Here is a 13,282-nt window from a genome sequence, read left to right as displayed (position 1 = left end):
CAACGCGACCCATGACGCGACGGCCGCGTCGCGGGTCTCGACAGTGCTTTTTAGGATGGTAGCACAGCCGTTTTAGCGGCAAGGCGGTGCTACCGGCAGCGTTTAGCGCAGTAAATCCCACCCTTCGTCCGGCGCAAATCGGTCACCATGCGCCGTTTGTAATTCTTGTAAGCGGGCGATGACGGCGTCGACGCCACGAGTGCGGGCATATTCCAGCGGACCGCCACGGAAGGGCGCGAAGCCGGCTCCGAAAATCACACCGGCGTCGATCAGATCCGGATCGTCCACGATGCGTTGCCGCAGCACGGCCACGGCTTCGTTGACCAGCGGCAGCAACAGCCGATCCTGCAGATCGTCCGGCGCGGACTGGCCCGTGTACGGCGGCTTCACCGGCTTGTCGTTCTGCCAGACATAAAAGCCTTCGCCGGTCTTTTTGCCAAATTTCTTTTGGGCGAAACGGGTCGCCAGCACCGGCGGCACTTCCTGGCCCGTTTCGAAAAACACTTTGCCCACGCTCATGACCACGTCGAGACCGACCACGTCGGCGAGCTCGATCGGTCCCATGGGCATGCCGAATTCCTCGGCGGCACGATCGATCAACGCGAGCGGCACGCCTTCTTGCGCGGCGCGCACGGCCTCGCTGAGGTAGGGCATCAGCACGCGATTCACCAGAAAGCCCGGCGCGCTCCGGCACGGGATCGCCAGCTTGTCGATCTGACGAGCGAAGCCGAGGCCGGACTGCACCTGTTTCTGATCGGTGTTCGCGGCCTGAATCACTTCGACCAGCGGCATGCGCGCCACCGGATTGAAGAAGTGCAGGCCGATGAGTCGCTCGGGTTGCGCGAGCTTCTCCGCCAGTTGCTCGAGCACGATGCTGGAGGTGTTGGTCGCGAGCATGGCGTTTGGTTTCAATTGCGGCTCGACGCGGGCATACAGCTCGCGCTTGGCGTCGAGATTTTCGAAGATCGCCTCGATCACCAGATCCGCCCGCGGCACGCCTTCGCCCGCGACGTCCGCTTTCAGCCGGCCCAGCACTTCATTGCGCTTGGCCTCGTCGGGATAACGTTTCTCGAAAAACTTGCGCGCGCGTTCCATGGCTGGCGCGACGTATTTTTCTTCGCGATCCTGCAAGGTCACGGTCAGGCCACGGGCCGCACACCAACTCGCGATATCGCCACCCATCACGCCGGCGCCGATGACGTGCACATGTTTGATCGGCTCGCCGCCGCTCTTGCCGGTGGACTTGAGTCGTTCCTGCAAGAAGAACACACGCACCAGATTGCGCGAGGTCGGCGTGCACAGCAGGTTTCCCATCGAACGAGCTTCGGCTTCGTAAGCACGGTCGCCCGAAGCGCCGTACTCCTGCCACAGCTCGATCAACTTGTAGGGAGCAGGGTAGTGATCCGGCCGGACGCGGCGCGCGACCTGCGAGCGCATCTGTCCCGCGAGAATCGGGCGGACCAGCCCCAGGTTCAGCAGGCGGTTCTTCAGCGATGGCGACTTCGCAGGCGGCGGATTCAGTGCCACCTGGCGGGCCACTGCGTGCAGCTGGGCTGGGGGCGCGAGCTTGTCGACGAGGTTCATTTGCAGCGCCTGCTTGGGACGGATGTGCCGGCCCGTGAGCATCAGATCCATCGCGGCGATGGGACCCGCCAGCTGCACGGCTCGCACGGTTCCGCCCAGACCCGGATGCACGCCGAGTTGGACTTCAGGGAATCCGAGCGTCACGGAAGGATCGTCGGCCGCCACTCGATAACGACACGCGAGCGCGACTTCGAGTCCGCCGCCGAGCGCGAAGCCGTTGATCGCCGCGACGGTCACGCAGCGGAGCGCGGCGAGCTTGTCGATCACCAGCTGCCCCTGGCGGATCATCTGATACGCCTGGTCCGGCGACTCGATACCGACGAAGCCCTTGATGTCGGCGCCGGCGATGAAGCCGTTCTTCGCCGAGCTGACGATCAGCGCTTTGGGCGGCGTGCGCGTCAGCGACGTGAGGATGCCGTCGAGCTCCTCCATCACTTCGCGCGACAGGCTGTTCACCGCGGCGTTGGCCTTGTCGATGATCAACCAGGCGACGCCGTCGGCTTCGGTCTGCAAACGCCAGTGCGTGGCAGAGGTGGCTTCCGTCATGACTCGACTCCCGCAGTTGTTTTTTAAGTTCGCGGTCGGATGTTGAAATCGCAGATCAGCGGCCGGTGGTCGGAGAACCGCACGTCCGGCACGTCGAACTGGGTCACCTCGATGCCGTTGGAGTACAGCACGAAGTCCAGCTCCTTGCGTGGCTTGTGGCTGGGGTAGGAGGGCAACCCGAGCCGGTTGGCGCTCTTCAGCCCCGAGGCTTCCATGAACAGGTAGATCTCGTGGTCGCCCCAGAACGTATTGAAGTCGCCCGCGACGATCACCGGCTTGCTGGCGCGCTTGACCAGCTCGTGCAGGTGACGCAGCTGGTCGTGACGATGGCGGAACTTCAGCGACAGGTGCACCAGGAAGATGGCGCACTCCTCGAGCTCCAGCTCGATGATCAGCCGCTTGATGCCGGTCTCGAAGTAATGGAAGCGCTCGCCCTCGACGCGCGGCGCGGCCAGGAACGCGTTGCCCTGCTTGCGCACGATGGGCATGAGCTGATTGATCGAGGCCGTGCCGTACTTGCACTGGTAGGTGGAGTAGTGGCCTAGCGAGTCCGCGATCTGCTTGGCCTGGTTGACCAGCCCGGAGCGGATCGAGCCGGTGTCGATCTCGATCAGCCCGACCAGGTCGGGATCGAGCGATTTGAGCCACTGGGTAATGCTGTTCAGGACCTTGCTGTTGCTCCGGAGGTAGCCCGCGCCGGGCACCGGCAGGTGGAAGGCCGGGCCGAAACCGGTGGCGTACCGGATGTTGTACAGAACGAAGCGCATCGTGTTCGCGGGGCACTCAACTCGTCAGCCGGAGCGGCGGCCCGCCGGGCAGGGGCGTCGACAGCGCCGCCGGCGGGGGGCCGCATTCTACAGCAGCATTATGGATTAGAATGGCCCCTCCATCGCGGCAGGAGCGAGCTTTGTGGGCAGTATTTCTCAACACAATCCGGTGCGGCTGTTCGTCAGTCATGCGTTCGAGCCCTCGGACGATTATCACCGCGTGTTCGAGTACCTGGAGAGTTCGCACAACTTCTACTACCGCAACTGTAGCAATCCGGAGTTCGCCACCAGTTCGCGCGAGGTCATGAAGGAAGAATTGCGCAAGCAGATCGGCCTGGCCGAGGTGGTGATCGTGCCGGCGGCGCTGTACGTGCGGCATCGGGAGCTGATCGACTTCCAGCTGAACTGCGCCAAGGGGCTGGAAAAGCCGGTGATCGTGCTGGAGAAGTTCGGCGTCAAGGAGAAGGTGCCGGTGCAGCTGGAAGCGCTCGGCGATGAGATCATCGAGTGGAACGAGCGCACCATCACGGACGCCATCCGACGCCAGGCCCGTCACGAGGACACGGCCCGGTGGGACACGATCGAGTTCAAGCTCGACTGATTCTTTTACGATCGCGGCCTTTCCCCAAGGCCGCGGCCTGCTGTCCCGCTAATCTTCGCCCACCGCGCGCAGTTTCGGTGCGCGTTGTGCCGCCTGCAGACGCGCCAGCACTCCGAGCATGCCGACGATGCGAACCGCGCAGCCGCCGGCTTCCGAATCGGACATTTTGCGGACCGTCGCCTGAACGGCGGTCTCGCCCCGCATCGGGCGGACACAGGACAGGGTGGAGGACAAGGACGTGAATTCGTCGCGGATCTCCCGCGGCAGCTCGTCTTCTTCAAGATCCGCCAGGTGCTCTCGGAAAGCCTCGGCAAGACGATGCTTGATCGGCCCGGCGGAGGCGAGCACCAGCGTGGCGGCGAAAAAATTCTCCCAGGCGCTGCTCATTCAACTGACTCCCGGATGGGTTAGCCGCTGAGCGCCAAGGATCACTTCGATCGTTCGAGCAACAACAACGGCGAGCGATAGCTGAGAAGTTACTTTAAGTCGCCGCGGCGGCATTTCTTCCATCCGCTCAAGCGACTAGGCCCGGAATATACTCCTGCGACTTCGAAAGGCAACGGGCCCGTGACGGTTTTTTGGCGATGCGATTGATATTGCCGGTAATTGTGGTCGCTTTGCTTAGGTAGTGCGCCCCGAGAGGTCAGCACGATGCGCAGTCCGCTCCGCGCCGATGCGGTGTCGCGTGTCTCTGCCATGAACTCGCGGCGGGCTTGAGCGATTTACACTCCGCCCCAATTGTTTCAGTGTTTTAACGCATGCGAGGTGACCATGGCGACGGGTTGGGCCGGTGACGGCGCCGTGCAGGACCAGATCGACGCGACGGTGAAAGACGCCGTGGAGCGCGCCAAGAGCCAGTTGGCCAACGGCCCCGGGCTCACTCACTGCGCCCATTGTGGAGCCGAGATTCCGGAGGCCCGCCGCAGGGCGCTACCGGGCGTTCGCCTATGCATCCCGTGCCAGGAAGCCGAAGACAAAGAGAGCGCCGCCTTCAGCGGCTACAACCGCCGCGGCAGCAAGGACAGTCAGCTGCGCTGACCGGTTTCCGTCGGTTTCATATTTCACATTGACCTCGCGCGCACGCGTGCGAGGTTCGATCGTGCATTAACGATTCATGACAAGCCGGTGCGGTCCGCGAAAAGGAAACGAACTTGCACGCATCGAGTGGCAAACTTTTTGTCACATTCAGGGCTCGACCCCCGTTGATCAAACGGAAAACAAACCTGATCTGGCGCAGGAGAATGACGATGGCCCACTCGATTGGCAGAGGCTTGTTTCGATCCGCACGAGCGAGCCGCAAAGTCGCGGCAGTCACCACTTCGACGCTGCTGGTATTTGGCGCGGCGAACGCTCAAGAGACCGCTGCCGGCGAAGGCGGCGAGTCCATGCAACTGCAGGAAATCGTCGTCACGGGCTCTCGCATTCGTCGTTCCGACACGGCCACTGCAGCGCCGATCACCGTGGTCGATCAGCAGGCGCTGGCGGATCGCGGCTTCACCCAGGTCGGTCAGGCGCTCAACGAAACGACCGCCAACGTGCCTTCGCGGCCGCTCTCGCCGCTCAATGGCGACAGCAGTGGCGGTGGTGAGCAGTATCCCGCGCTGTTCGGTCTCGGCGCGGGCCGCACGCTGACCTTGGTCAACGGACGTCGCTACGTCACATCGGCGGGCAGCTTCAGCAGCGGCTTCGGCAGCAGCACCAACGACAGCGTCGTCGACACGAACATGATTCCGATCGGCCTGCTCAAGAGCGTGGAGATCGTGCAGGGTGGCGGCGCCGCCGTGTATGGCTCCGATGCGATGGGCGGCGTCGTCAACTACATCTTCCGCGACGACTTCGAAGGCTTGGAATTCGACGCGCAGTACGGTCAGTCCACGCGCGGCGATTACGAGACGCCGAGCGCTCGTGTCACGTGGGGCACGAACTTCGCGGATCGTGGCAACGTGGCGGTCAATGTCGAGTGGTCGCGTACCGATCCGTTGTTGCCTACGGATCGACAGAAAGGAACGCGCATTCTCGTTTCATCGTCGAATCCCGCGAACACCGGACCGAACGACGGGCGGCCGTCGGTGCTGCCGGTGTCCGATGCGCATTTCTGGGAATTCAACGAGGCGGGCGTGCTGTTCGCGCCGCCCAATCCGACGTGCTTCCCCAATCGTTGTTTCATCACGACCGACGGCCGTTCGTATGCCTCCGGCGGCATCCCGGCGCAGTTCAACGCCGACGGCACTGCGCTCGTCGGTTACAACCCGGGCAGCTTTCCGAGCGCCGGACCTTCCATCCCATTCTCGAGCGGCGGCGACGGCTTCGAGTACAAGGATCTGACGGCGCTCTACAGCGGGGTCGAGCGCACGGCTGCGAATATCATCGGGCATTACGATCTGACCGACACCGTGAAGCTGTCGACCGAGCTGATGTATGCGACCGTCGAAGGCGAGGATCCGCGCGCAGAGATTCCCTCCAACACGATTTTGAATAGCGCCGATACAGGATCGGGCGCCATTCCCATCCGGGCGTCGAATGCGTTCCTGACGCCGGAAGCGCGCGCTTCCATCGTCAACTATCTGAATTCGAATCCGGCGCTGTTCGGCCCGAACTCGGGCTTTGCCTGGGCCGCGGGCGCGCCGATTCCGGTCACGTTGTCGAAGAGCTGGGCCGACTTGACCCCGTCGCCGGTGGGCGAGCGCGAAGTCGACACGGTGCGTGCATTGGTCGCCCTGCAGGGCGATTTCACATTCGCCGATCGCGAGATGTATTGGGAAGTGTCCGCGAGTCACGCCGAAGTGGATGGCAGCATCCGCACCTGGGGCGTGTGGCAGGCGCGCTATAACAACGCGATCAACTCGGTGCTGGACGCCGGCGGCGCTCCGGCGTGCGCCATCAACGTCGATGCAGATCCCAACAACAACGATGCGTCCTGCTCGCCCATCAATCCGTTCGGCGTCGGCACGGTCAGCGATGCGGCTCGTAACTATGTGAGCACGCGCTTCGGTCAGGATTATCAGAACACTCAGCGCGATTACCTGGCCACCTTGGGCGGCGATGCGTTCACCATTCCAGGGGGCGTCGTGCGCTTCAGCGTCGGCTTCGAGCATCGCGAGGAAGAAGCGGAGTTCGATCCGCTGCCGGCCGAGCAGGCAGGTCTCGGGCGTTTGGGGGTGCCGACGCCGGCCCAGCGCGGTGAATACGACACGAACGAATTCTCGGCGGAGCTGCTGATTCCGATCGTCGGCGCGGACTTCACTTTTCCTGGCGCTGAAGCGGTCGAGCTCACCGGCGCCTTCCGCACAGTCGATCATTCGCTCGCTGGTTCCGAGAACGTGTGGAGCACGGGCCTGCGTTGGACCATCGTTCCGGACATCACACTGCGTGGATCACGCAGCCGCAACTTCCGCGCGCCGAATCTCACTCAGTTGTTTGCACCGGCGCAGGTGCAGTTAGGCGCCATCTCCCGCGACCCTTGCGACGCCGACCGTATCAACGACGGCACCAACCCGGCCGTGCGACTGGCCAACTGCCAGGCCTTGTTCGCGGCCAATCCGGGCTACGGGTCGCTCGCGACGTTCCAGGATCCGAACGAGAACTTCGCGGGCGCGTTGATCACCTCCGGGGGCAATCCGGATCTGGAGAACGAAATCTCCGACACCTGGAGCTACGGCTTCATTTTCCAGCCGCGCTTCGTCGAGGGGCTGACGCTCATCGTCGACCGCGTCGAGATCGAGCTGGAGAACGGCCTGTCGTTCTTCCAGCCGCTGGACTTCCTGGCCACCTGTTTCGATTCCTCGCCGCAGCCGGCGGACATCTGCGCGATCTCGACTCGTAACGAGCAGGGCCATGTGATCGCAAGCTCGGCGATCACCTTCAACGCGGGCTCCATCCGCTTCCGGGGCGAAACATACAACTTGAGCTATGTCTTGCCGGTCGGACCGGGAGACCTGTCGCTCGCGATCGAAGCCACGCACGTCAGCCTGCTCGAAACCTCGGTCACGGGCGTCGATCTGACGCGCACCGATGGCACCGCGGCGCAGCCCGACTGGCGCTCGCGCTTCGATGTTCGTTATACGGTGGGGCCGGTGCGGTTGGCTTACTCGCTGAATTATCTGCCATCGGTGAGAAGCACCAACACGTCCACCGTCGAGACGACGCTGTATCCGGTGCTGGACGACAACTATCGTCACAACGTCTCGGCGCAGTACGATCTCACCGAAGCGCTGACGCTGCGCGCCGGCGTTGAGAACCTGACCGACGAAATGCCCTCGTTCCCGAGCACGCAGTACGGCGACATTCTCGGACGTCAGTACTACATGGGTATCAACGCGAAGTTCTAAACAAACGAGAGACGGGTTTTCTCGCGATCAGCCGTGGAGGGCGAGTATCTCGTCGAACTGCGTGCGTACCTGTGTGAGCGGGATGTGCTCGACTTCCGCATTTGGCACGCCTGAGGGCAGGGCGACCCACAACACGCCGTCAGGATGATGCTTGGCGCTGGTCGTCGTCGGCATCCGCACGAAATGCTCGTGGAAGCTCTCCGACAGGCCGTTCACCGACGTGAATCGGGTGTGCGGCCTGACTTCGCCCGAGAACACGCCGCACCCGACGATAAATGCCTCACCGTCGAAGCTGCGCAGCTTGAACAGGCGGTGACCTTCGCTGGTCGTCACGTCTTTCAGGACGGCGTGCGCCAGCTCCGCGTCCGCCGGGTTGCTGTAGTGGAGGCGGGCTTCCTCGGCCATGATCTGCTCGACACGCGCATTGGGCGGTGCGCCCAGCGCGTCCAGCAGCCGCTTGAAGTCCTTCGGCAGGTACATGGCTTTACCGCCGCGCGCCTCGTAGTCGCGCATGGGCTGCTGACTCAGCGCCGTGCATAGAACAATGGCTGTATCGGAGCCGGCCATCGCGAGCGCATTACCGATCAGCTCATCCAGCCCTCGATAGCCGTAGCGAATCGCATCGCCGTAGCTGCGCAGCTCGTTTGCGTCCGGCTTCAACGAAAACGCGTCGGGGTCGTGATGCCTCCAGTACTTGTGCTGGTAGTGAGCTGTCGAGTTGGAAAAGAACACGCCAATGCGCGGCCGACGTTGGCTCCGCCAGAAATGCGCAAAAACATCCCAACAGAGCTTGTCCAACACAGTGGCGCGGCGCCATTTCACATCGTGACTGCCGAGTCGTTCGGACAGCAATTGCCGCGCCAGCATGAAGAACGTGCTGGCGGTCATGCCGTGGCTCGTCAGATAACGCAGAGCGTCCAGCGCGACTTTCTTCTCGAAGCCCGATGAGCGCGCGTGCGTGTTTACGGCGCTGCGTACAAATCGATAGAACGGCTCGATGTCACGCGACGGCGTTTGTGAGGCAGCCCACGGGTCCGGCATGAAAATGGAGCCGTCGGTGCGATTGAAGCGCACGTTCATCGGACACATCAGCAACACGTTATCCGACGACAGTCGATCCCAGAAAGCTTCGTGCCGCAGCTTGCCGGCTTCGTCCAGATCGAGAATGCCGTGCTGATCGAGCGGCACGCCGGTGTGCACCGTGACCCATTGGATCCACGGCTCGAGCACCGATTCATCGGTGTGAGTGATGAAGGCGCGAGAGCGCTGTCGCAAACGTTTGAAGTTGGGAAGCGCGCCCTCGGCCATGAATCTGTCGATGAGGCTCGGGCACAGCTCGTTGAGCTCGAGCAATAGCAAACGACGGGCGGACGCTGCCATGTAGACCCTCCAGACCAGTGGACGGAACCTGACGTTTGCTCCCACACTCCTCGGCGCGAGCATACATACTACGATGTGCCGCGTAACTGCAACGGCATAATGCGCCTTGTAAGGCCTACACGCGCGAGCGTTTGTTACTGAAACAGCACGAGCGATTTGCTCAAGGTGATCCACACGCCCCACGCGAGAGGGATCGCTACGGCCGTCCAGGCAGCGACGAGCAGGGCGGGATTGCTCGTTGCGACGGCCGTGTCGTTGGAAATCGCCGGGGATTGCTGCGCCACCGTTTGATCGTGCGCCTTGGCTCGCTCGGCCGCGAGTTGCTCATCGGTCATGTAGTGATGTTCCTTGACCGGTCGCACCAGCAGATTGCAGATCAATCCGCCCAGCAGCATGGCGGCGAGCACATACATGGTGATGTTGTATGCCTGGTCCGGCGGCACGCCGCGCGCCAGTTGGAACTCGCGGATGTAGTTCACGACCACTGGCCCGACGATGCCTGCGACCGACCACGCCGTGAGCAGTCGCCCATGGATCGCTCCCACATGTTGCGTGCCGAACAGATCGGCGAGATAGGCGGGGATGGTGGCGAAGCCGCCGCCATACATCGTGAGGATGACGCAGAAGAGCGTGACGAACACCGCGACGCGGCCCGCCTCGCCGGCCAGAGGCGCGCTGATGTACAGCGCGATGCCGAGCAGGAAAAAAATCAGGTAGGTGATCTTGCGACCGATCACATCGGAAAACGATGCCCACAGAATGCGGCCTGCGATGTTGAACAGCGACAACAGACCCGCGAAGGCCGCCGCGATCGTGGCCACTTGAGCGCGCTCGCCCGCGGCCAGTTCCCCGAGCCGCGCTGAAACGCCGATGAGTTTGCCGCCGAAGACTTCCTGAAGCATGGGGGAGGCCATGCCGATCACGCCAATGCCGGCGCTCACGTTCAGACACAACACACCCCACAGCAGCCAGAACTGCGGCGTCTTGATAGCTTCGTTGACATGCACGTGGCGCGAAGTCATCAAGCTTTTGTTGTTGGCGACCGGAACGTAACCGGCCGGCTGCCAGCCTGGCGGTGGCAGGCGATAGCCGAAGGCGCCGAGCATCATGGCGGTGAAATAAATGATCCCCATGACGACGAAGGTCTGCCACACGCCCACGGTCGTGGGGCCAGCAAACAAATTCATCAGGCGATCCGCGAGCGGCGCGCCGATCATGGCGCCACCGCCGAAGCCCATGATCGCCAGGCCAGTCGCCATGCCGCGGCGATCCGGAAACCATTTGATGAGCGTGGAGACCGGGGAGATGTAGCCCAAGCCCAGGCCGATGCCGCCGATCACGCCCGAGCCCAGCCAGATCAGCCAGATCTGATGGGAATAGACGCCGAGTGCGGCCACGAATAGACCGCCGCTCCAGCACAGTGCCGCGACGACGCCGGCCCGGCGTGGCCCGGCTCGTTCCAGCCAATGTCCGAATAACGCCGCGGACGAACCGAGCAGGACGAAGAAGAGTGTGTAAGTCCAACCGAGCATGGAGACCGGCCAGTCGCAGCGGGTGGAGGTGATGAGCTCGATGAAGCCCACGTTGTCGCAGGTCGCTGGCTGCTCGATGCCCACGGCGCGCGCCAGCGGCAACCAGAACACGCTGAAGCCGTAGGCCATGCCAATCGATAAATGAATCGCCAGCGCCGCGGGCGGCACCAGCCAGCGATTGAAGCCCGGCCTCGCGATGGTCCGTTGCTTGTCGAGCAGATGAAGGGCGGGGCTCGATGAGCCAGCCAGAGTGTCGGTGCCGACGGTCGTGGCCATGCATTCCCCCGTACTGCTTATTCCTGCGCGATGTCTGAACGTCCGCTGTCCGGCGCGGGCAAGGAGGGTACATGTTGTCGCTGTGAGTGCGGATCGGCAAGTGCCGGCGCCGAGCTGCGATCGCGCTCGGGGTCGTCCGTTGTGCTCGAACAGCCCGCCGTTGGCCGGCGGCTTGGCGCCGAAGCCGCAGCGAAAAATCCCAGCCCCACCGCGCATCGCTCTCCAGGCGGATGAACGGCAGGCCGCCGCTGAAGCCGACGCGCGGCGCGCTCAGCCGCCTGCTTGTAAAAAGGAAGAGGCGGGGAGTCGCGGCCAGCGGCCGCTGGTGATGGAGGAGCGCCGTTCGGAAGGTAGCGCCCATCCCGCCCAATGCCTGACGCAGCCTCTCAGGACCGCGCAGTAGCGCCGGAAATCGCAAGGTTGAGTGAGATAGGCGTCGGCGTCGAATCCATCGTGGCGCCGGTACTTGCGGATGTCGGCTTCGAGTCCCAGCAGCACCACCGGGATTTCTCGTGTCGAGGGATGCGCCCGCATCAGGTCGAGCACGCACAGCCCGCTCACGCCTTTCAGCTCGAGTGACAACAACACGAGGTCGGGTTGCCCCGGCGGGCGTCCAAAAAACTCACCTGTCACAAACAAATATTCCAACGCTTCGCGACCGGACTCGAGCGATAACACGCGCGCTCGTGGCGCGACCTGCTCCAGCGCGACCAAGGTCATCTGCGTGTCCAGCGGGCGGTCGTTGACGACCAGGATGTCAGGTCGAGAGTGCATCGTTCTTCCCAAAGTCGTGATGAAGTCGTGCTCCAGGAATCGCCTCGCTCGCGACGAAGTTCCTGCTTCGAATCAGTCTTTGTCGTCGCGGATCGACGACGAATTCCACCCATCCAGTAGAGACACGAGCGATCGCGAAAAAAGGTTCCTCGCGCGGCTGGTCGCGATTAAACAGGGATCGTTTGAAGTTGTGATGACAATGCTCATGAGGTGTCGGCTGCAAAACAGCTTTCACGCAAGGCGGGCGCGCCCCAACGATCGGTGTAACTTCTATCGCATGCTCGTGTTCTGGGGCAGGAAGTCGAAATTGACAAACATCTTGCCGCTGGAGAATCCCAATGAATCACGCGATTGCGATTGCATGGGCCGCGATGGTCCTCGCCTGTTCGCCGCTCAGTGCAGCCAATGCATTGCCCGACTGCGAGGCCTGGCTCAACAACCAGGTTCCGGTCGGCCCCGGCAAGTTCCTCGTGCCCACGCCGGGCAGACTCGTCACCGCCGATATGGATCAGGTGAAGGCCGCCGGCGCGACCATCGAGCCGAGTCGACGGATGCGGGCGAAAGACTATCCCTGGGAGCACGAGATCCAGATCGCTTTACCGCCTTCCTATGGGAAAACCGACCAGCGCTTTCCGGTGCTTTGGGTCACTGACGGCAGCCTGTTGTTTCAGCTGGCGACCGCACTGGTCACCAGCTGCGCACGCCAGCACATGCCCGAGATGATTGTCGTCGGCATTGGCGCGCCCGCCGAGGCGCTGGAAGAAACTCAGATGCGACGAAACTTCGACTTCAGCCCCACGGAGACGGCGGGTTACAAGGGCTTTGGCAGCGCTGCGCATGCCGAGCGTGAAAAGGCCGGAGAGAAAAAGCGCAAGGCAGAGGGGAAAACGCCCATCGATCGATTCGGCGGGGCTCCGCGTTTCCTGCCGTTTGTTACAGACGATGTACGCCAGAAGCTCAGCCACGATTACCGTATGGCGAACGACCACGCTTTGTTCGGGCATTCGGGTGGGGGGCTGTTTTGCACCTATGCGCTGCTGACGCAGCCTCAGGCATTCAACCGATACGTCTGTGGCAGTGCTGCCCTCGCCGCAGGCGATTACGAGGTGTTCCGGATCGAAGAGCGCTACGCCCAGCAGCATACGGATCTTCCGGCGACGGTGTTCTTCGGCGCGGGCGATAAAGAAGTGCTCGACGGAAATACCCTCGGCATCTTCAGTAGCACGGCACGATTTCCCGAGATCCTGAAAACGCGCGGCTATCCATCACTGAAGCTGCACTTCCGCGCCTTCGCGGGGGAGAGTCACGCCAGTGTTATACCGCCGCTGCTCGCGTGGGGCTTACGCTCGGTATGGGACGGCGACTTTCTCATGCGCAGTGCATCTAAAAAATAGGGCAGACGCGCTGCGCTTTGATCGGATAGACCGCACTGGCGGCCAGCCGCAGTATTTCCGTATGGAGGATTACTACAGATCTGCATAGAACGGCGACCAC

At 62.8% G+C, this 13,282-nt stretch carries 10 protein-coding genes; 4 read left to right on the top strand and 6 right to left on the bottom strand.

The features are described 5' to 3' along the window. Positions 1-102: 102 nt before the first annotated feature. Both VGD45_RS21175 and VGD45_RS21170 read right to left on the bottom strand, forming a co-directional pair. Positions 103-2,130 (bottom strand): 3-hydroxyacyl-CoA dehydrogenase NAD-binding domain-containing protein, encoded by a 2,028-nt coding sequence (locus VGD45_RS21175; RefSeq protein ID WP_331157340.1) that lies wholly within the window; start codon positions 2,128-2,130, stop codon positions 103-105. A 23-nt stretch (positions 2,131-2,153) separates the two neighbouring features. Then, the gene (locus tag VGD45_RS21170) at positions 2,154-2,897 is read right to left on the bottom strand and encodes an endonuclease/exonuclease/phosphatase family protein (RefSeq protein WP_331157339.1); all 744 of its coding nucleotides are present in this window, start codon (positions 2,895-2,897) and stop codon (positions 2,154-2,156) included. Positions 2,898-3,039: 142 nt separating this feature from the next. On the opposite strand from VGD45_RS21170, the gene VGD45_RS21165 reads away from it, so the two are divergent. Next, entirely contained in the window at positions 3,040-3,498 is a 459-nt protein-coding gene (locus VGD45_RS21165) for a hypothetical protein (RefSeq protein WP_331157338.1), read from the top strand. Between the two features lie 48 nt (positions 3,499-3,546). Here the strand turns inward: VGD45_RS21165 and VGD45_RS21160 are convergent, their stop codons facing one another. Then, the gene (locus VGD45_RS21160; RefSeq protein ID WP_331157337.1) at positions 3,547-3,885 is read right to left on the bottom strand and encodes a hypothetical protein; all 339 of its coding nucleotides are present in this window, start codon (positions 3,883-3,885) and stop codon (positions 3,547-3,549) included. Between the two features lie 384 nt (positions 3,886-4,269). On the opposite strand from VGD45_RS21160, the gene VGD45_RS21155 reads away from it, so the two are divergent. Both VGD45_RS21155 and VGD45_RS21150 read left to right on the top strand, forming a co-directional pair. Further along, positions 4,270-4,536: a DksA/TraR family C4-type zinc finger protein gene (locus VGD45_RS21155; RefSeq protein WP_331157336.1), complete on the top strand. Its 267-nt coding sequence runs from the start codon at positions 4,270-4,272 to the stop codon at positions 4,534-4,536. A 209-nt stretch (positions 4,537-4,745) separates the two neighbouring features. Further along, a complete protein-coding gene (locus tag VGD45_RS21150) occupies positions 4,746-7,826 on the top strand; it encodes a TonB-dependent receptor domain-containing protein (RefSeq protein WP_331157335.1) in 3,081 nt (1,026 codons plus the stop codon). A 27-nt stretch (positions 7,827-7,853) separates the two neighbouring features. On the opposite strand, the gene VGD45_RS21145 is transcribed toward VGD45_RS21150, so the two are convergent. From VGD45_RS21145 to VGD45_RS21135, 3 genes are all read right to left on the bottom strand, one after another. Beyond that, positions 7,854-9,206, bottom strand: coding sequence for a hypothetical protein (locus VGD45_RS21145; protein WP_331157334.1), 1,353 nt, complete (start codon positions 9,204-9,206; stop codon positions 7,854-7,856). Positions 9,207-9,340: 134 nt separating this feature from the next. Beyond that, positions 9,341-11,014, bottom strand: a complete 1,674-nt coding sequence (locus VGD45_RS21140; protein WP_331157333.1) for an OFA family MFS transporter — start codon at positions 11,012-11,014, stop codon at positions 9,341-9,343. A 270-nt stretch (positions 11,015-11,284) separates the two neighbouring features. Next, positions 11,285-11,788, bottom strand: a complete 504-nt coding sequence (locus tag VGD45_RS21135; protein WP_331157332.1) for a response regulator — start codon at positions 11,786-11,788, stop codon at positions 11,285-11,287. A 371-nt stretch (positions 11,789-12,159) separates the two neighbouring features. On the opposite strand from VGD45_RS21135, the gene VGD45_RS21130 reads away from it, so the two are divergent. Beyond that, positions 12,160-13,182 (top strand): alpha/beta hydrolase, encoded by a 1,023-nt coding sequence (locus tag VGD45_RS21130; protein ID WP_331157331.1) that lies wholly within the window; start codon positions 12,160-12,162, stop codon positions 13,180-13,182. Positions 13,183-13,282: the final 100 nt, after the last annotated feature.

The organism is Steroidobacter sp., from assembly GCF_036402275.1.
In the GTDB taxonomy this organism is placed as follows: domain Bacteria; phylum Pseudomonadota; class Gammaproteobacteria; order Steroidobacterales; family Steroidobacteraceae; genus Steroidobacter.
This window is presented reverse-complemented; position numbering and strand designations above follow the sequence as displayed.